The 18392-nt window shown below is 62.1% G+C and carries 14 protein-coding genes; 5 read left to right on the top strand and 9 right to left on the bottom strand.

Annotated features, from left to right (window positions below; translation table 11 throughout):
* Positions 1–127: 127 nt before the first annotated feature.
* Entirely contained in the window at positions 128–1642 is a 1515-nt protein-coding gene (locus ACJ8HA_RS05460; RefSeq protein WP_099817266.1) for an MDR family MFS transporter, read from the bottom strand.
* An 82-nt stretch (positions 1643–1724) separates the two neighbouring features.
* Between ACJ8HA_RS05460 and ACJ8HA_RS05455 the strand changes: the two genes are divergently transcribed.
* Entirely contained in the window at positions 1725–2393 is a 669-nt protein-coding gene (locus ACJ8HA_RS05455) for a TetR/AcrR family transcriptional regulator (protein ID WP_225735578.1), read from the top strand.
* Here the strand turns inward: ACJ8HA_RS05455 and ACJ8HA_RS05450 are convergent.
* Positions 2390–3085 carry a class I SAM-dependent methyltransferase gene (locus ACJ8HA_RS05450; RefSeq protein ID WP_167324322.1) on the bottom strand — a complete coding sequence of 232 codons (696 nt, stop codon included), beginning with the start codon at positions 3083–3085 and terminating at the stop codon, positions 2390–2392. The two genes, ACJ8HA_RS05455 and ACJ8HA_RS05450, sit on opposite strands and share 4 nt — an antisense overlap.
* Positions 3086–3161: 76 nt before the next feature.
* Positions 3162–4301 (bottom strand): agmatine deiminase family protein, encoded by a 1140-nt coding sequence (locus ACJ8HA_RS05445; RefSeq protein ID WP_442515237.1) that lies wholly within the window; start codon positions 4299–4301, stop codon positions 3162–3164.
* A 143-nt stretch (positions 4302–4444) separates the two neighbouring features.
* On the opposite strand from ACJ8HA_RS05445, the gene ACJ8HA_RS05440 reads away from it, so the two are divergent.
* From ACJ8HA_RS05440 to ACJ8HA_RS05430, 3 genes are all read left to right on the top strand, one after another.
* On the top strand, positions 4445–5308 hold the full coding sequence (locus ACJ8HA_RS05440) for a LysR substrate-binding domain-containing protein (RefSeq protein WP_442515236.1): 864 nt from the start codon (positions 4445–4447) through the stop codon (positions 5306–5308).
* A 161-nt stretch (positions 5309–5469) separates the two neighbouring features.
* A complete protein-coding gene (gene ggt / locus ACJ8HA_RS05435) occupies positions 5470–7143 on the top strand; it encodes a gamma-glutamyltransferase (RefSeq protein WP_442515235.1) in 1674 nt (557 codons plus the stop codon).
* Positions 7144–7349: 206 nt separating this feature from the next.
* Positions 7350–9644, top strand: a complete 2295-nt coding sequence (locus ACJ8HA_RS05430) for an FdhF/YdeP family oxidoreductase (RefSeq protein WP_442515234.1) — start codon at positions 7350–7352, stop codon at positions 9642–9644.
* 67 nt (positions 9645–9711) lie between these two features.
* Here the strand turns inward: ACJ8HA_RS05430 and ACJ8HA_RS05425 are convergent, their stop codons facing one another.
* Together ACJ8HA_RS05425 and ACJ8HA_RS05420 are read right to left on the bottom strand one after the other, a co-directional pair.
* A complete protein-coding gene (locus ACJ8HA_RS05425; protein ID WP_442515233.1) occupies positions 9712–11637 on the bottom strand; it encodes a DUF3857 domain-containing protein in 1926 nt (641 codons plus the stop codon).
* A gap of 123 nt (positions 11638–11760) precedes the next feature.
* Entirely contained in the window at positions 11761–12330 is a 570-nt protein-coding gene (locus tag ACJ8HA_RS05420; RefSeq protein ID WP_043143518.1) for a helix-turn-helix domain-containing protein, read from the bottom strand.
* A 129-nt stretch (positions 12331–12459) separates the two neighbouring features.
* Here ACJ8HA_RS05420 and ACJ8HA_RS05415 point away from each other — a divergent pair, with 129 nt between their 5' ends.
* Positions 12460–13356 carry a DMT family transporter gene (locus ACJ8HA_RS05415; protein WP_442515232.1) on the top strand — a complete coding sequence of 299 codons (897 nt, stop codon included), beginning with the start codon at positions 12460–12462 and terminating at the stop codon, positions 13354–13356.
* A 209-nt stretch (positions 13357–13565) separates the two neighbouring features.
* Here the strand turns inward: ACJ8HA_RS05415 and ACJ8HA_RS05410 are convergent, their stop codons facing one another.
* The 4 genes from ACJ8HA_RS05410 to ACJ8HA_RS05395 form a co-directional block, all read right to left on the bottom strand.
* A complete protein-coding gene (locus ACJ8HA_RS05410; protein WP_025302894.1) occupies positions 13566–14171 on the bottom strand; it encodes a nitroreductase family protein in 606 nt (201 codons plus the stop codon).
* Positions 14172–14240: 69 nt separating this feature from the next.
* Positions 14241–15539 carry a c-type cytochrome gene (locus ACJ8HA_RS05405; protein ID WP_197812582.1) on the bottom strand — a complete coding sequence of 433 codons (1299 nt, stop codon included), beginning with the start codon at positions 15537–15539 and terminating at the stop codon, positions 14241–14243.
* Between the two features lie 28 nt (positions 15540–15567).
* Positions 15568–17826 (bottom strand): xanthine dehydrogenase family protein molybdopterin-binding subunit, encoded by a 2259-nt coding sequence (locus ACJ8HA_RS05400; protein ID WP_262237138.1) that lies wholly within the window; start codon positions 17824–17826, stop codon positions 15568–15570.
* Positions 17823–18296 (bottom strand): (2Fe-2S)-binding protein, encoded by a 474-nt coding sequence (locus tag ACJ8HA_RS05395; protein ID WP_141998134.1) that lies wholly within the window; start codon positions 18294–18296, stop codon positions 17823–17825. Before ACJ8HA_RS05395 ends, ACJ8HA_RS05400 begins: the two co-directional genes overlap by 4 nt.
* Between the last annotated feature and the right edge of the window lie 96 nt (positions 18297–18392).

The following is an 18392-nucleotide window of genomic DNA, read 5'->3' as shown; positions in this document are numbered from 1 at the left end:
CAATACGATCCCATTGAGAATGACTATTCTCAATATATCGAATGCAGACATTCGCTTCTGAAAGGGTTGCGTAAGGATTCGGTAAAAGTCCGTCGGGCTGAGCCGGCCGGAGCGGCCGGTATCGGGATTATTTGTGCCGCAGCGGCACATCTTTCAAGAGCCAGGTCAGCGCAAAAGCCAGCGCCATCACCCCGGCGGCAATTTGATACACCGAATGGATCGCCCCGCCGAAGGCCTGCAGGTAATCCTGCTGCAGCGCCGCCGGCAAATGGTGCACCGCTTCTGCGCCGAGCGCGCGCGGCAGCTGCGCGCCTTCCGGCAACAGCGCCGCCAAACGGGTGTGCAACACCTGCGTGAAAATTGCCCCGAACACCGCCACGCCTATCGAACCGCCGATAGAGCGGAACAGCGTGGCGCTGGACGTCGCGACCCCGATATGTCGGGGCTCCACGCTGTTTTGCGCCGCCAAAATCATCACTTGCATCACCATGCCAAGCCCCAATCCCAGCAGGCAAAGGTACAGATACAGTTGTTGCACCGGCGTGTTATTGGTCAGGGTGCCGAGCAGCGTCATCGCCCCCAGCGCACACAGGGTACCGACGATCGGGAACAGGCGATATTTACCGCGTTTGCTGATGATCCGCCCGCTGATGATCGAGCTGACCATAAGGCCGCCCATCAACGGCAGCAGCTGCATCCCGGCCTGCGATGGCGTCGAGCCTTTTACCACCTGCAGATACAGCGGCAGGAAAGTTACGGAGCCGAACAGCGACATGCCGACGATAAAGCCGATCAGGCCGCACAGCACGAAGGTGCGGTTGCGAAACAGCCCGAGGGGAATGATCGGTTCACCGGCCAGACGTTCCTCATAGATAAAGCCGCCCAGCGACACCAGGCCAAAGGCCAGAATGCACCACAGCTGGCCGTCCGACCAGGCCATTACCGTGCCGCCCTGGCTGGTGAACAGGATGATACAGGTGAGCGCCATCGCCAGGTAACCGGCGCCGAGGAAGTCGATTTCATGTCGCACTCGATTAACCTGCGACTGAAATACCGCGCCAATCACCAGCAGGGCGAACAGGCCCAGCGGCAGATTGATGTAGAAAATCCAGCGCCAGGAAAAATGCTGCACCAGTAAGCCGCCGATCAACGGCCCCACCACCGTGGCCAGGCCGAATACCCCACCGAACAGCCCCTGATAACGGCCGCGTTCCGCCGGCGGGATCACGTCGCCGACCACCGCCAAAGTGACCACCAACAGCCCGCCGCCGCCCAACCCTTGCAGCGCGCGCATCATAATCAGCTGTGTCATGTTTTGCGCTAGCCCACACAGTACCGACCCAAGCAAAAACAGCAAAATAGCGATTTGCAGCACAATCTTGCGGCCGAAAAGATCGCCGAATTTGCCGTACAGCGGCACCACGATAGTGGAAGACAGCAGATAGGCTGTCACCACCCAGGACAGTTTCTCAAGACCACCAAACTCGCCGACGATGGTCGGCAGCGCGGTGGAGACAATGGTTTGATCCAGCGCCGCCAGTAGCATCACCAGCAGCAACGCGGAAAACAGCAACGGGAGCGAAGGCGCCTTGGCAGGCGCCCCGCCGTGATCGGGCCGGATTGTCGGGTTTTCAATCGTCATCGGAGTCAGTTCACTTGTAATTAATTAATCACATAATTAATATATGAGTCATCCTTTTTTCCGGTCAATGGATCTTATCGCGATGACAGCACGAAACGTTCAAACTCCCGCCAAGCCTCGCCGCCCCGGCCGGCCGAGCGGCGGTGCCAAAGGGGCGGACAAACGCGAGCATTTGCTTGATACCGCGCTGAACCTGTTTGCCCGCCAGGGGATCGTAGACACCTCATTGAATGCCATTGCGCGCGAAGCAAACGTCACCCCGGCCATGCTGCACTACTACTTTCATAACCGGGAACAGTTGCTGGACGTGCTGATCGAAGAGCGCTTTCTGCCAGTGCGCAAGATGGCCGGCGAGGTGTTCGACGCCAACGCGGACGATCCCGTCACCGCGTTCACCCAGCTAGCGCAACGTTTTATCGACATCGCGTTGGAACACCCTTGGTTCGCCCCGCTGTGGCTGCGGGAGGTCATGAGTGAAAGTGGCGTATTGAAACAGAGAATGGATGAACGATTCGGTAATGAACGCCATCAGATCGCGTTGCAAGCCATCGCACGCTGGCAGGCGCAGGGTAAACTCAATCCCGATCTCGAGCCTGCCCTGCTGTTCTTTACGCTGTTCGGCATCACGCTGCTGCCGCTGGCCACCGCACCCAAATGGCGGCGCGAACGGGATAAAGGCCAGCTAAACGCCGAGGATATCGCCCGCCACGCCATTGCCCTGCTGCGCTACGGCATCGGCCCGGCGCGTTAACTCACCGGCACTGGGGGTTTAACCAGTCTAAACACCGTTTTGGTGTGCCAATAGTAGTCGATCGCCGCCGCGATATTCGGCATCCAGCCGTCCGGCTCATAGGGCACGAAGCCGGAAAAGCCCAGCCGGCGGGCAGAGACCTGGAATCCCGCGGCGGAGAAAATGCGCGCATAGTCGTCCAGAGCGCGATCCTGCACCACGGTATGCGTCTGTTCAGCCACCCTTTCACGCCATTGCGGCCACAGCGGGTTGTCGGTGTGGCAACCGGTCACCGCATAATAAACGCCACCCGGCTTCAGCACCCGCAGCATATCGGCGGCATGCTGCGCGATATCTTCGATCAGGTAGATGACCTCATGGCTGAAGGCGATATCGAAGTGGTTCTCATAACCCGTCAACCGCGTGTCGGTTTGATAACCGATCGGCAGGTTTCCTTTCAGGCGGTTGGCGTGTTCGACGGATTGGCGGGCGATATCAACGCCGAGCCCTTCACGAAATGGCCGGATTTGGTGCAACAGACGCAGAAAACCGCCCTGATTGCAGCCGAAGTCCAGCACCTTGACGCCGGACAATTCGTGTTCCGGCACCAGGCTCAGCAGATGCCGCCAGATGGGCGCATGGCCTTCGGCCATGGCCTGTTCTGCGTGCGGATCGCGATACCAGGTGGGAATGCTCAAGGGTGAGTCGTTCATTATGGCCTCCTTATGTTTCCACTCAGCCAATCACACCCTATGGCGACAAACAACCGCGTGCGCATTTTTTGAACATTCACTGGTCTGGCTTGCCATGCACCGGCAATTGGCTGGTCACGCAGTGAATGCCGCCGCCGCCGGCGGCGATGGCGTCGATCTCCAGCTGCACCACCTTGCGCTGCGGATAGAGCGCCGACAGCAGTTCAAACGCCGCCTTGTCCGCCTGCAGGTCGCCAAACTCCGGGGCGATCACCGCGCCGTTGATGACGAAATAGTTGATGTAGCCCGCCGCGAAATCGGGGTTGCGGCGACTGAATCGGCTTTCGCGCGGTGCCCGCGGCGGCGAAAGCGTATGTACCTGCAGCGTGCGGCCGTCGGCGTCGGTCGCTGCTTTGAGGATCGCCAGATGCGCTTGGGTAACCGCATGATCATAAGAGGCCGGATCGGTATCCAGGTTGGCCACCACCACGCCAGGCCGCACGAAACGGGCATAAAAATCGACGTGGGCATCGGTGATGTCCCGGCCTTTAATGCCCGGCAGCCAGATAATTTTGCGCAGGCCGAGCATCGCCTTCAGCTCTTGCTCAACCCGGTCTCGGCTCCAGCCCGGGTTGCGGTTCGTATTCACCCAACTGCTCTCGGTCATGATGCCGGTGCCGTGCCCATCCACCTCGATGCCGCCGCCTTCGCCTACCAGCGCGCTGCAGCGCGGTTGAGCGACGCCGTATCGCCTGGCGACAAACCCTGCCAGACGCGCATCCCTGGCATGTTGCTGCTTATCTCCCCAGCCGTTGAAGTTGAAATCCACCGCGCCCAGTTCGCCGGCGTCATTGACGACGAAATTGGCGCCGATGTCGCGCATCCAGATATCATCCAGCTCAGTGACAACATAGCTGACGTTGTGACTGCCGCAGGTGGCCTCAGCCAATTGCCGTTCATTGCCGCGGCAAAAAACCGTCAACGGCTGAAAGTCGGCGATGGCGCGGGCGATGCGCCCCTGCGCTGCCTGCACGTCCGCGGTGAACCCGCCCCAAATCGCACGCTGCGCGCCGAAAGCGAGAAACGCCCGCTGTTGCGGTTCCCCTTCGTCGGGCATCCGCCAGGCCGGATTAAGCGCAGCTTTCGCGTGACCGCGTAACGGGATGCCCAATGATGCCGTCAAGCTCACACCGGCCACCGCCGAAAGCTGCTTGATAAAGGTGCGACGCGTTGACATAAATAGCCTCTTTAAATTGATTTAAATTCAAACTGTTAGCCGGTTTTTTTACGCTCCAGCGCTTGAATCCCATGCTAGTCTTCCCCTGCCACCGCGACAAACGATATATTTAGCGGATATCTGATTAGACAGGCTTATCGATAATGTTAAAACACTGGCCCCCCTTGAGCGCCCTGCGCGGTTTCGAAGCGGCGGCGCGCCTGGGCAGTTTTCATCAGGCTGCCGAAGAGCTGCACCTGACTCAGTCGGCGATCAGCCAGCAAATCCGCAGCCTCGAGGCGTTTCTGGAGCAACCGCTGTTCTTCCGCACCGGCCGCAGCGTGGCGCTGACCGACGCCGGCCACGATCTGTTCAGCACCGCACAGGTGATGCTGCAACAGCTGGCCGTCGGCATTCGCCGTTTGGATCAGTACCGCAAACCCAACCAACTGATCGTTAACACCACCCCGGCCTTTGCCCGCCACTGGCTGACGCCGCGGCTGGGCGATTTCAATCGGCAGCATCCGCAGATCGATCTGTGGCTGTTCACCAGCTTTGAACCGCCGGATATGGCGACGGACAGCATCGATCTGGCGATCCGTGACGATCTCAGCGCGCAGGCGGACTGCACCTTTAACGTTCTCTGTACCGACCGACTCTACCCCGCCTGCCACCCCAGCCTGCTGGCGTTGACGCCGGAGCAGCGCGTGACCTTGCACGGCGAACACGAGATGGATTGGAGCCACTGGGCGGTGGCGGGCGGCGCGCACGTCGGCCAGCGAGACAGCGGGCTGAACTTCTCCGATCCTGGTCTGCTGCTGGACGCCGCCTGCAACGGCCTCGGCATCGCGTTGGTCAGCCAACTGCTGGCGCAACACGCGCGCGACGCCGGGCTGCTGCAACCGTTAACCGAGCAACGCGTGCGCGGCGCCAACTGGGCGTGGCTGCTGCACCGCGACAGCGAACACAATCCGCTCGTCCGGCACTTCTGCCAATGGCTGCAGTCGGCGCTGCCCGCCGGCGCATAACGCGCCACGTCACGATTTGCTACTCTGGTCAGGCGGCCCCGCCTGCCCGCTGCTACTTTCAATAAAGCGTCGCAACAGCCCGAAGAAAACGCGCTAACCTGCTGTTTCAAAATAATTAGTTGAATTCACCTGATAACTGAACATCGCTAAAAGGATCTTCTATGTCTGCCGGTTTATTGAAAACGATAGCTCTGAGCGTGGCCCTTGCCTGCACCGTTCCCGCTGCCTTTGCCGCCGAACTGACCGCCGGCGCGGTCGCCGCCCCGGATCAGTATGGCGCCAAGGTCGCCGCGCACATTCTGCAGGCCGGCGGCAATGCGGTCGATGCGGCGGTCGCCACCGCCTTTACCCTGGCCGTTACCTACCCTGAAGCCGGCAATATCGGCGGCGGCGGCTTTATGACGCTGTACGTCGACGGCAAACCCTATTTCCTCGACTACCGCGAAGTGGCGCCCAAGGCCGCCGGCAAAACTATGTATCTGAACGAGAAAGGCGAAGTGATCGAGAATCTCAGCCTGGTGGGCAGCCGCGCCGCCGGCGTGCCGGGCACCGTGCTGGGATTGTGGGAAGCGCATAAACGCTTCGGCAAGTTGCCCTGGGCCGAGCTGCTGACGCCGGCGATCGGTTACGCCCGGCAAGGTTTCACCGTGGCGGATCAGCAGTATCAGTACCGTGAAGACGCCAACAAGCTGTTCGCCGGTAAAACCAACTTCGGCGACTATTTCGGCGCCATGAAGCCCGGCACGGTGTTCAAGCAGCCGGAGCTGGCCGCCACCCTTGAGCGCATCGCCAAATCGGGCGCCGACGATTTTTATCACGGCGAAACCGCTCGCCTGCTGGTGGCGCAAATGCAGCGCGACAACGGGCTGATCGGCGCGGCGGATTTGGCCGACTATCGGGTGAAATGGCGTGAACCGATGCGCATCAGCTGGCGCGGCAACACCGTGTATACCGCCCCGCTGCCCAGCTCCGGCGGCATCGCGCTGGCGCAGCTGCTGGGGATCAAAGAAGATCGCGCCGCCGACTTCAAGGGCGTGCCGCTGAACTCGGCGCGCTACATCCACCTGCTGGCGGAAATCGAAAAACGCGTGTTCGCCGATCGCGCCGACTACCTCGGCGATCCGGACTTCACCCAGGTGCCGGAAGCGCAGCTGATCGCCCCCGACTACCTGAAAAAACGCGCCGCCGAGATCAACCCGACGGCGATCTCGCCGACCGAAAAGGTGCGGCCGGGGCTGGAAACCCACCAAACCACCCACTTCTCGATCGTCGATGCCGCCGGCAACGCGGTCAGCAACACCTATACGCTCAACTGGGACTTCGGCAGCGGCGTGGTGGTCAAAGGCGCCGGCTTCCTGCTTAACGACGAGATGGACGACTTCAGCGCCAAACCCGGCGTCGCCAACGCCTTCGGCGTGGTGGGCAGCGACGCCAACGCCATCGAGCCGGGCAAGCGCATGCTCTCCTCGATGAGCCCGACCATCATCACCCGCGACGGCGACGTCACTCTGGTGATCGGCACCCCGGGCGGTTCACGCATCTTCACCTCGATCTTCCAGGTGATCAACAACCTCTACGATTACCACCTGCCGCTGGCGCAGGCGGTGGCCGCCCAGCGCGTGCACCATCAGCTGTTGCCGAAGGACACCGTCTACTATGACAGCTTTGCGCCGCTGACCGGCAAACCGGCAGACGAGCTGAAGGCCGTGGGTTACACCCTCGAAGACCAGGGCTGGAACATGGGGGATATTCAGGCTATCCGCATCGATGGCCGCACGCCGGAAACCGCATCAGATCCGCGCGGCCGCGGCGTCGGACTGGTGGTGAAAAAGTAACGCGCCGGCGGCCCGCTTCAGCCACGCCGGGCCGCCGTTCTCCCCGCACAGACTGACGTTGCTCCCTTTTTCACTCATCTATACTGAATCGACAGGCTCGCGTTTAACGGCGACGGCGCTTGCGTTCCATCTTGGACGATAAAAATAATATTTTCAGTAAATCAATCACCTGCATTTATCGTAAGCGATGTCGGAGGCAATCAACAATGGCGAAAAGACGAGCAGTACCCGGGGTGCATCCCTACGATGGGCCCGCCGGCGGTTGGGGCGCACTAAAAGCGACGGCCATCGCCGTGCGCACGCAGATGGACACCTTAGAAGCGCCGGTGACGCTGATGCGCACCAATCAACCCGACGGTTTTGATTGTCCGGGGTGCGCATGGCCGGATAAAGAACATCGATCTACCTTCCAGTTCTGTGAAAACGGCGCCAAAGCCGTGACCTGGGAAGCGACCAGCAAGCGCGTGACGCCCGAATTTCTGGCGCAGAACACCGTAACGTCGCTGCTGCAGAAAACCGATTACCAGTTGGAAGACTATGGCCGCCTGACAACCCCTCTGTGCTATGACGCCGGGACGGACACCTTGCGCCCGCTGGCCTGGGATGAGGCGTTTCAACGCATCGCCGCCGTTTTGCAAACGCTGCCGCCGGAGCAGGTGGAGTTTTATACCTCCGGCCGGGCGTCCAATGAGGCGGCCTATCTGTTCCAGCTGTTTGCGCGGGAGTTCGGCAGCAATAACTTCCCCGACTGTTCCAATATGTGCCATGAGCCGACCAGCGTTGGCCTGCCCCAGTCGATCGGCATCGGTAAAGGCACCGTGTCGCTGGACGACTTTGACAGCGCGGAGCTGATTATCTCCATCGGGCACAATCCGGGCACCAATCACCCGCGCATGATGGGCACGCTGCATGAACTGGCGCGTAAAAAGGTGCCGATTATCGTGTTTAACCCGCTGCGCGAGCGGGCGCTCGAGCGTTTCACCGATCCGCAAAACGTCATCGAAATGGCGACCTACAGTTCGACCCCTATCGCGTCCACCTACTATCAGGTCAAGGCCGGCGGCGACGCCGCAGCGCTCAAAGGCATCGCCAAAGCGCTGCTGCAGCTGGATGAAACACAAGGCAACGCCGTGGATCACGCCTTTATTGCCGAGCACACGCAAGGCTTTGCCGCTTTCGCCGCCGATCTGGCGGCCACCCATTGGGAGGCTATCGAAGCGGAGAGCGGCCTGGCGCGCCAGGACCTGGAACGGGTCGCCACCGCCTACGCAAAATCCAACGCCACCATCGTGACCTACGGCATGGGCATTACGCAGCACAATAAAGGGACGGCCAATGTGCGCCTGATCGCCGATCTGCTGCTGCTACGCGGCAACATCGGCAAACCGGGCGCCGGCATCTGCCCGCTGCGCGGCCACTCCAATGTGCAGGGCAACCGCACCGTCGGCATCACCGAAAAACCGTCGGCCGATTTTTTGGCAAAGCTGGAAACGGTGTTTGGCTTCACGCCGCCCAAAGCCCATGGTCACGATGCCGTGAAATGCATGCAGGCGATGATCGATGGTGCCTCGAAGGCGTTGATCTGCCTGGGCGGCAACTTCGCCGTAGCATTGCCGGACCCCGAGCAGAGCTTCCCGGCGATGAAAGCCCTGGAGTTAAGCGTGCATATCGGCACCAAACTCAACCGCAGCCATCTGTTGGTGGCAAAAGAAACCCTCATTCTGCCCTGCCTGGGCCGCACCGAACTGGACATGCAGGCCGGCGGGCGGCAATCGGTGACGGTGGAGGATTCGATGTCGATGGTGCATGCGTCATCCGGCAAATTAAAACCGGCGTCGGAACTGCTGCGTTCGGAACCCGCCATTGTGGCCGGCATGGCCAAAGCGGTGATGCCCGCCAGCAAGGTGCCCTGGGATGAACTGATCGAAGATTACGACGTGATCCGCGAGCTGATCGAAAAAACCATCCCCGGCTTCGACGATTACAACGTGCGCATTCGTCAACCCGGCGGTTTCCGCATGCCGCTGCCGCCGACCGAACGCCAGTGGCCGACGGCGACGGGCAAAGCGATGTTTTCCGTGTTCAGCGGGCTGCATGAGGACGAGATAACGACAGACAAAGACACGCTGCGGCTCATAACGCTGCGCAGCCACGATCAGTACAACACCACCATCTATGCCCTGGATGACCGTTACCGCGGGGTCTTCGGCCGGCGCGACGTGCTGTTCATGAATGACAGCGATCTGCAACGTTTGGGGCTGGAACATGGCGACGTGGTCGATCTGGAAACGGCGCTGCCCGGCAGCACCCAGCGCCTGGAAGGCATCACGGTGATCGCCTACAACATCTCAGCCGGTTCGGTCGGCGCCTACTACCCGGAGGCCAACGTGCTGGTGCCGCTGCATTACATCGATGAGGAGAGCGGCACGCCTTCGTATAAATCGGTGCCGATCCGCGTGAAGTTGAGATCCAAAGAGGTGCGCGCGGTTAAGATCGCTTAGTGGGAACGCTACGGCCCCCACTGGTATCTGAGTGGGGGCCATTTTTATCCGACTACGGGGCCGCGGCTTATTTGCCGTGGGCCAATTCGCCGTACACCACCTGGCCGCGGAAACCGCGCCGCACCTGCTGGAACAGCTCGCGGAACGCCGGGTAATCCTGCGCCTGGCACAGCGCTTCCTTGCCGCGAATGGCGTTCACCTGCAGGTGGTGATTGACGATCACCTGCTGCCCGTCGCGCCGCCACGCCACGCGATAGTCGCCCGCCGCATTGCGGAACTGTCTGTCTTGCGGAATGGCAATGATCGGCACGTTGGCCGGCAGCTGCAGACGGTAGGTTTCGTCGTAGCGCTGCGCGCTGCAGTAGAACGGCGTTTCGTTGTCCGGTGCCGCCGTGGTGGTATACAGCGTGCGGAACGATTTGCCACCGGGCGGATTAGGTAGCGTCATGCCGCCCACCACGCCGAAATCGACGTAGTCGTCCGCCTTGAAGCGGAAACGGTAACCGAACTGTTTTTTGAGATCCAGCGGATCGCTGTTCATCGCCACTTCGCCGCTGCCGTCGATACCGGAGGCGGACATGATCGACGCTTCGGCCTGCGCCCGGTTCTGCCGGTTGATCTGCGAGAAATAGCCCCGCAGGTCAATTTCTTCCACTTCGCTCAGCCGACGCTCGGTTTGTCCGTGCAGATTGCCCGCTTTGTCAAACACGAAATCGACGCTCAGCGCGCTCTTGACCGGCTGCTCATCGCTGCCCGGCGTGCGCGCCAGCTTGGCGTCGCGCGTCAGCAGCACCGGCGCCCCCAGATCGCCTTGCGGCAGTTGCCCGAACCGCGCCCAGGGATTGGTGGAGTCCAGGTACAGTTTGAACTCCGGCACATAGGTGATGGCGTGATTAAAGCGGCTGAGCAGCGGCACTTTAGGCAGTAACGGGCCTTCATCCATACCGATCAGCACCGGTGAGCTTTCAATACCCTTGGCAGCGAGCAGCGCCTCCAGGATCACCACGTGGTCCTTACAGTCGCCGTAGTGGTTGTCGAGAATGCTCTGCGCCGAATTCGGCTCCAGCCCACCGTTGCCAAGATACACCGCCACGTAGCGAATGTTTTGCGCCACCCAGCGATAGAGGGCCTCCGCCTGCTCGCGCCGATCGCTGATGCCGGCGGTGATGTTGTCTGCCAGTGCCTGGATGCCCGGCGTCACCTTCGCCGCCGCACCGGCCTTCAGCTGATAGGCCTTGGCCAACTGCGGCCACTCGCGGTAGGTGCTCGCCATGATGGTCGGGCTGAAGGTCCAGCTGTCCGCTGCCCAGTTTTGTGATTTCATCGGCGCGCTGCGCGAATAATGCCAGCGCCAGTGCGCTTGGCCGTTGCGGATCTGCGGCTTGTCCCCGCCTTCCACGCCACGCGTGAAGATATGCATCGGCAGCTTGGCCGGTGCCTGCAGGGTCACTTCGGCGTCGTCGAACTGATCGAAAACGCTGAACGTCTCCCACAGGCCGAAATAGTCGGGGAAATACGGGGTGTTTTGCGTGCGGCGCAGCTCATACACCACCCGCGAGCCCGGCGCCAGGTTGGAGAACACGATGACGCGCACTTTGCGGTCGGCATACAGCGGGGCCGTGGCGCTGGTGTAACTCTCCTGGGTATAGATGCGATCGGGCGCCACGTCGTGCCGCTGGCCGTCGGCAGTCAGCGTGTAGGCGGCGACCACCTCCAGCGTTTCCATTTTTTCGCTGTAGCTCAGGCGGATCTGGCTGAATTTTTCGACCGCCGCCTTGGTCTTCAGCAGCACTTCGTAGCTTTCCGTCTTCACGTTGGTGGCGTTGGCGTTGACGCGGTAATCCGCGCGATAGCGCACGAAGCTGAAATCGTTGTTGGCCGTGTCGTTCTGGCCCTGATCCGCCGCGACGGGCGGTGTAGCGGCCAACACGGTGGCCGGGTGCGTTGCCGTCAAACCGGCGAATAACAGCAGGGAAGGAATAGCGATTTTCATCTTCGGTCCTTGAAGGGCAATAAACGGCGACGCCGGGCTACGCGCCTGCCCCGGCGTCAAAACAGGCGGGCACACTAATATAATTGAGAATCATTTTCAATAAACGGACCTTCAACGCCCGGGCTAACCCTGTTCTATCAACATCACGGCGGTGGTCTCCGGCTCCAGCGCTTCGAAAACGTGCTCGCGATCGGCGGAGTAGCTGATGTAATCGCCGGCGCTCAGCTCCAGCGGCTGCTCCGCCGGCCCGAGGCGCGCTCGCCCGCTGCTGATGATCACATGCTCGACGGTGCCGGGGGGATGTGGCCGGGAAAGTTTCGCCTCTCCGGGTTGCACCCGCAGCCGGTAAATGTCGCGCTGCGCGCCCGGCGGGCAGGTGGCCAGCAGCGTGGCGGCGTAGTTGCCCTGCTCCGACAGCGCCGGCGTTCCCTCATGGGCGCGGATCACTTGCACCGGCCTGCTGGGTTGCGAAATCAGTCGGCTGACCGGCACGTCCAGCGCCATCGCCAACGCCCACAGCGTTTCCAGGCTGGGATTACCGCTGCCGGCTTCGAGCTGCGACAGCGTGGACTTGGCGATGCCCGCGCGCTTCGCCAGCTCGGTCACCGACAGGTTCAATCGCTCACGCTCGCGGCGGATCGCCGCCGACAAGAGGCCGATCGGCGTAATGTTCTGCATCAGGTTATTGCTCATCGTTCGCTATATCATCCGATTGTTCGACTTGACGAACGGCTGCATGCGTGTTCATCATAATGTCCAATTGTTCATTTTAATGATTAAGCGGCTTCACCACAAGTACGGTCAGGCAGCGAGGGCAACAACATGAAAACAAAGACGCGCGGCGCAGTGCAAATGATCCTCGCCATGACCATCTCAGGCACCGTCGGTTGGCCGGTACTCGTTTTAGGGCAGCCGCCCACAACGGTGGTGTTTTGGCGCTGCGCGTTCGGCGCGCTGGCCATGCTGGCGACCTGCGCCGCGCTTGGGCAGTTGAAACCCGGCGCAATCAACCGGCGGCAGCTGGCTGTCGCCATCCTCGGGGGTATCGCGCTGGTGCTCAACTGGACGCTATTGTTTGCTGCCTATCAGCATGCTTCGATCGCTGTCGCCACCGTGACCTACCATGTTCAGCCGTTTATGTTGGTGGCGCTGGGGGCGCTGCTGTTCGGCGAAAAACTAACGGCTAACCGGCTGGGCTGGCTTCTGCTGGCGTTCGCGGGGATGGTGTTGATCGTCGCCGGCCGGCAAAGCGGCGGCAGCGGCGATGACTACCTGCTCGGCGTGGTACTGGCGCTCGGTGCGGCCCTGATGTACGCCATTGCGGCGGCGATCGTCAAACGGCTGGCCGCGTTGCCGCCGCAGCTCATCGTGTTGATTCAACTGACCGTTGGCACGTTGGCACTGGCACCGTTCGCCGGCCTGGCCACGCCGCCTGCGGCCCCCATCGACTGGCTGCTGCTGGCAACCCTCGGCCTGGTGCATACCGGTTTGATGTCCACGTTGCTCTATGGCGCCATTCAGAAGATCCCCGCGGCCCTGGTCGGCGCCCTGTCGTTCATCTACCCGGCGGTGGCGATCGTGGTGGACTGGGCAGTGTTCGGGCACCGTCTCAGCCTGCTGCAGTTGCTGGGCACGTTGGCCATTCTCGGCGCGGCAGCGGGCATGAACTTCGGCTGGCGATGGACGCTCGCCGCGCACCGGGCCGGTAAAATCGGTTAATCCCGCCCGACGGGCAAGCTATGCACAATAAGGCATTCGCCTTGTGTCCGGCGCGGTGCTATTTATTTAAACCGTGTAGGGTAGAAGGAGTTTTCTATGTGGCATCACCGCCTGCAACGGCGCATCCGTTTCAGCTACTGGAACGAACTGTGCGTCACCAAAAAATAAGGGAAGGCGCAAGCCTTCCCTTTTGTCATTCACCGCTCAGATCAGAAACGGTCGGTTTTCACCACGTCGTCGAACGGCAGTTTGCCGATGCGCGGATAAGGCTGCCCCGCCGCCTTGCCGATGGCGACCATCAGCGCGATCTGATAGTGCGCCGGCTTATTGATAATCTCACCCACCGCGTCGAAATCAAATCCGTCCATCGGGCAAGAGTCGTAGCCCTGCGCCTTGGCCGCCAGCATCAGCGTCTGGGCGAAGATGCCGCTGCTGCGCATCACTTCGTCGCGCTGCACCTGCGGCTTACCGCGATAATACTGATCGACGGCCGGGATCATGAACTGCTGTACCGGCTCCGCCGCCTCGGCCCAGACGTTTTTAACCTGTGACTCCCAGCTCGACAGATCGCCGCACAGCACGACCAGCATCGATGCGTCGGTCACCTGCGCCTGCCCCCACGCCGCTTCGCGAATTTTCTCGCGCTGCGCGCGATCTTCGATCAGCAGCGGGCGCCAGTGCTGCAGGTTAAACGCGCTGGGTGCGCCCTGCAGCGCAATGTTCAACAGCGCTTTTTTCTCTTCGAGCGTCATCACGTACTGCGTATCGAACTGCTTGGTGGCGCGGCGTTGGCGGATCGCGTCTAACGTATTCATTTTACTGCCTCTGTCCATGTGAAAAGGTCTATTGTCGTCACCGCGGCGCGGCTGTCCAGCCCCAGGCGGCTATTTCTGCGCGGTTTCGGCGCGCAAACGGCTGACCTGCGCCGCCAAGTCCGGCCACGGCGCCTGACCGGCGTAATGTTGCCGCAGGTAGTTGAGCAGAATGGCGATCTGCGCGTCATTCAGGTTATGGCGAAAACCCGGCATATAGCCCAGCTCGGCGTTCGCCGGCCGCTGTATGCCGTCCAGCACCACACGAATGGCGTTGTCCGGCGCATCGGCGAACAGGTTGGTGTTCAGCGCCAGAGACGGTCGCACCCCCGCCATCTGCGCGCCTTTTTCCTGCGCATGGCATGCCATGCAGGCGCCGGAAAACAGCCGTGCCCCTTCCGAACTCAGAGGCTCCACCTGCCGTTCCGCCTGAGCGTTTAACGTGGCCGCCGTAGCGCCCGCCGCCGTTTCAGGATGATAGCTGCGCAGATAGACGGCGATCGCCTGCAGATCGGCCTGCGGCAAGCGCGACAGCCCTTCTTCGATCACCGGCGCCATCGGGCCGGCGGCGACGCCGTGGTTGGCCGAGTAGCCGGTGCGCATGAAATCGACCAGATCCTGCTGCGTCCAGGCGAGCGGCGCGGGTGAGCGGCCGGTCAACGCTGGCGCCGTCCAGCCTTCCGCCACGCCGCCGGCCAGGTGCTCGTCACCGGTTTTCTCGCCGAACAGTACGTTGCGCGGCGAATGGCAGGCGCTGCAGTGCCCCAGCCCTTCGACCAGGTACGCGCCGCGGTTCCAGTCGGCGCTTTGGGCCGCCTGTTCCGGCATCGCGCCCGGCGTCAGGAACAGCCGGTTCCAGGCAAAGATGCCCTGGCGAATATTGAACGGAAAGTGCAAATCGGTGGCCGGCGGCCGGTACTTGACCGGCGGCTGCGACATCAGGTAGGCGTACAGCGCCTGCAGATCCTCGTCGCGAGTGCGGGTAAAGGCGGTATAGGGAAACGCCGGATAGAGATAGCGGCCCTGGCGATCGACGCCGTGGCGCATGGCGCGTTCGAACGCCGCGTAACTCCAGCTTCCGATGCCGGTTTCCACGTCCGGCGTGATGTTGGTGGTGTAAATGGTGCCGAAGGGGATCTCCATCGCCAGCCCGCCGGTGTTGCGCTCGCCGCCCGCACGGGTGTGGCACACGGCGCAGTCGCCGAGGTCGGCCAGCGTTTTGCCGCGCGCGATCTGCGCCTCGCTGAAACGGTGGGTCGCATCGGCGGCGAGCGGCGCGATTTCCGGCTGCCAACTGGCGACCACGCCGGCCACCACAACGGCGATCACCGTGACGCCGCCCCACCCGACGATTTTTTTCATCTTACTCATCTTTGCTGTCCTTGTTCGTTACGGGGGATTAATGGCCGGCCTGGGCGCGCAGCGCGGCGAGCACCCGTGCCGGCGTAAACGGCACCTCGCGCAGACGCACGCCGAGCGCGTCAAACAGCGCGTTGCCGATCGCCGCCGCACTCGGTACCGAGGCGGACTCGCCGGCACCCATCGGCGCTTCGTCCGGGCGGTCAATCAGCTGGATATCGATCTGCGGCAATTCGTCGAAGCGCAGGATCGGATAGCCGCCCCAGTCCAATGACGTCACCCCCGTCTCGTTAAAGGTCACAAACTCTTTCAGTACCCGGCTGGCGGATTGGATAATGTTGCCGTGCACCTGATGGCGCACCCCGGCCGGGTTGATCATGCGCCCGCAGTCATGCGCCACGAAGATTTTATCGAGCGTGATCTGCCCGGAAAGGCGGTTGACGCTGAGATCGCACACCCAGGCCGCCCAGGCGGCGCCAAAGCCGGGGAATTTGCTGTGGAAGTAGCGGGCATAGGCAAAGCCGCGGCCGCTCACCACTTCGGCGCCGGCGGCGTGCGACCGGTACGCCGGGCCGTCTTGCCAGTTGGCTTGCCGCTTCAGGGCCTCAATCAAGGCCACCGCGCGCGGATCGCTCAGGTAACGCAGGCGAAACGCGATCGGGTCCTCGCCGGCGTGCCAGGCCAGTTCGTCGATCCAGGATTCATGGGCGAACACGTTGGGCAGCGCCGAAACGCCGCGCATCCACGACGCCCGCACGATCGGCGCGGCGTCCTGACAGATCACCCGCATGTGCGGATACGCGTATTGCGGAATGGCGGTGCGATCGCCCATCTGTTGCACATCGGCCCGGTTGGCCACCTTGCCGGTCAACACCAGCGGCAAGGTCACCGCATTGTTGGAGGGATAGCTGGTTTTCAATTCGTAGGCCGCCACCCGGTTTTGCGCGTCGAGGCCGCCGCGCACCCGGATCAGCTGGCCGGTGCCCTTCGGCTCCCAGCCGGATTCCTGTTCGCGCATCAGCTGCACCCGCACCGGGCGGCCGGTGGCCCGTGCCAACAGCGCCGCGTCCGCCGAGACGTCGTCGGCGCAGTTGCGGCCATAGCAGCCGGAGGCCTCCATGCGGATGATGTGCACCTGCTCAGGCGGCAATTCCAGCAGCGTGGCGATGTCTTTGCGCAGATCGTGCGGGTTTTGCGTGCCGGACCACACCTGCGCCCGCCCGTCTTTAACCTCCGCCACCGCGCAGGAAGGGCCGATCGAGGCGTGCTGATGGTAGGGCCAGACATAGTCGGCCTGCACTGCGGTATGCAGCGCCGCCAGCGCGGCGTCCGTGCCCGCATCGTCGCGCAGGACGCGGTCGGTTTTCGGGTTGGCTTCCAGCGCGGCGGGCAGCGCTTCCGGCGACAGATCCGGCAACCCGGCCCAGGGTTTCCATTTGGTTTTCAGCTGGCGCATGGCGGCGATCGCCTGCTCCTCGCGCTCGGCCACGATGCCGATGAAATCGTTGATCACTACCAGTTTCACGATGCCCGGCAGGTGCGCGATCGAATTTTCATCCACCGACAGCAGGCCGCCGCCCAGCGGGGCGCTGCTGTCGGCGCCTACGTAAGGCGGGCGCACCACCCGGCCATGCAGCATGCCGGGCAAGCGCAGGTCGTGCACGTAGGTCAGCCCACCGCTCACTTTGGCCGGAATGTCGACCCGGGCAACGGCGCGGCCGACGTAGCGATTCTGGTGTTCGCTGTTCAACTGAACGTTTTTATCCAGCATCACGTGCAGATTCTGCCCACTCGCCAGCTGCGCATAGCTCAGTGAGCGCCCCGGGTTTTTGGTCACAAATACCTGCCCCGCCGCCGCAGTCAGCTGTTCGGCCGGCAGTTCGAAGGCTTTGGCCGCCAACGCCGTCAGCATGTGCCGCACCTGCGCCGCCGCCTGTCGCAGCGGCACCGACGTGACCTGAATGGTGGCGCTGGCGATGGTCGGCCCCTGATCCGGCGTGCGCTGCGTATCGCCAAGGATCATCGTGACGTGCTCGAACGGCACGCAAATTTCTTCGGCGACGATCTGCGCCAGCGCGGTGCGAATGCCGGTACCCAGATCGACGTGACCATTGAAGGCCGTTACCCGGCCGTCGGCGGTGAGGCTGATAAAGCTGTCCACCCGATCCAGCGGCAGATCGGCAGGCGCTACAACCGCCTCGGCGGCGAAGGCGTTAAACGGCGCGGGCAGCAGGCTGCTGACCATCACCACCCCGCCGGCCTGCAACAACTGGCGGCGAGTCAGTTCGAGGCGGCTCATGCTTGCCTCCGTGCTGCCAACAGGTCGCGGGCGCGCTCGGCGGCGTGCAAGATCTCAAGGTGAGTGCCGCAGCGGCACAGGTTGTAGGCCAGCGCTTTCTTGATCGTTTGCTCGTCCGCCTCCGGCTCGCGTTCGAACAACGCGACCAGCGTCATGATCATGCCGTTGATGCAGTAACCGCACTGCGCCGCCTGCTCATCGACAAACCCCTGCTGCACTGGATGCAGCGCGTCCGGTGTGCCTAAGCCTTCCAGGGTAGTGACGGATTTGCTTCCTACGGCGGACAGCGGCATTGAACAAGAGCGCGCGGCGACGCCGTCGATCAGCACCGTGCAGGCGCCGCATTCCCCCAGGCCGCAGCCGTATTTGGGGCCATTCAATTGCAGATCGTTGCGTAAAACGTACAGCAGCGGCGTGTCGGGCGCGAGATTGCCGAGTGGAACCACCCGGCCATTAACATTGATTTCCATGGTGAAACTATCCCTTAAACAAACGGATTTAATCCGTAACATCACTGCGAAGAACAATTGAGCAGCGTGCTAATAATTATCATCAAAAGACATGAT

It is taken from the genome of Serratia sp. CY33802, assembly GCF_052169095.1.
GTDB lineage: Bacteria > Pseudomonadota > Gammaproteobacteria > Enterobacterales > Enterobacteriaceae > Serratia > Serratia bockelmannii.
The sequence above is the reverse complement of the archived record's forward strand: the minus strand, read 5'-3'. Positions and strand labels throughout refer to the sequence as shown.

Excerpts from the sequence above, each read along its gene's own strand:
- ACJ8HA_RS05450 (WP_167324322.1), bottom strand. The coding sequence starts at position 3,085 with ATGAACGACTCACCCTTGAGCATTCCCACCTGGTATCGCGATCCGCAC.
- ACJ8HA_RS05410 (WP_025302894.1), bottom strand. The coding sequence starts at position 14,171 with ATGAATACGTTAGACGCGATCCGCCAACGCCGCGCCACCAAGCAGTTC.
- ACJ8HA_RS05425 (WP_442515233.1), bottom strand. The coding sequence starts at position 11,637 with ATGAAAATCGCTATTCCTTCCCTGCTGTTATTCGCCGGTTTGACGGCA.
- ACJ8HA_RS05395 (WP_141998134.1), bottom strand. The coding sequence starts at position 18,296 with ATGGAAATCAATGTTAATGGCCGGGTGGTTCCACTCGGCAATCTCGCG.
- ACJ8HA_RS05405 (WP_197812582.1), bottom strand. The coding sequence starts at position 15,539 with ATGAGTAAGATGAAAAAAATCGTCGGGTGGGGCGGCGTCACGGTGATC.
- ACJ8HA_RS05415 (WP_442515232.1), top strand. The coding sequence starts at position 12,460 with ATGAAAACAAAGACGCGCGGCGCAGTGCAAATGATCCTCGCCATGACC.
- ACJ8HA_RS05430 (WP_442515234.1), top strand. The coding sequence starts at position 7,350 with ATGGCGAAAAGACGAGCAGTACCCGGGGTGCATCCCTACGATGGGCCC.
- ACJ8HA_RS05420 (WP_043143518.1), bottom strand. The coding sequence starts at position 12,330 with ATGAGCAATAACCTGATGCAGAACATTACGCCGATCGGCCTCTTGTCG.
- ACJ8HA_RS05460 (WP_099817266.1), bottom strand. The coding sequence starts at position 1,642 with ATGACGATTGAAAACCCGACAATCCGGCCCGATCACGGCGGGGCGCCT.
- ggt (WP_442515235.1), top strand. The coding sequence starts at position 5,470 with ATGTCTGCCGGTTTATTGAAAACGATAGCTCTGAGCGTGGCCCTTGCC.
- ACJ8HA_RS05440 (WP_442515236.1), top strand. The coding sequence starts at position 4,445 with ATGTTAAAACACTGGCCCCCCTTGAGCGCCCTGCGCGGTTTCGAAGCG.
- ACJ8HA_RS05400 (WP_262237138.1), bottom strand. The coding sequence starts at position 17,826 with ATGAGCCGCCTCGAACTGACTCGCCGCCAGTTGTTGCAGGCCGGCGGG.
- ACJ8HA_RS05445 (WP_442515237.1), bottom strand. The coding sequence starts at position 4,301 with ATGTCAACGCGTCGCACCTTTATCAAGCAGCTTTCGGCGGTGGCCGGT.
- ACJ8HA_RS05455 (WP_225735578.1), top strand. The coding sequence starts at position 1,725 with ATGACAGCACGAAACGTTCAAACTCCCGCCAAGCCTCGCCGCCCCGGC.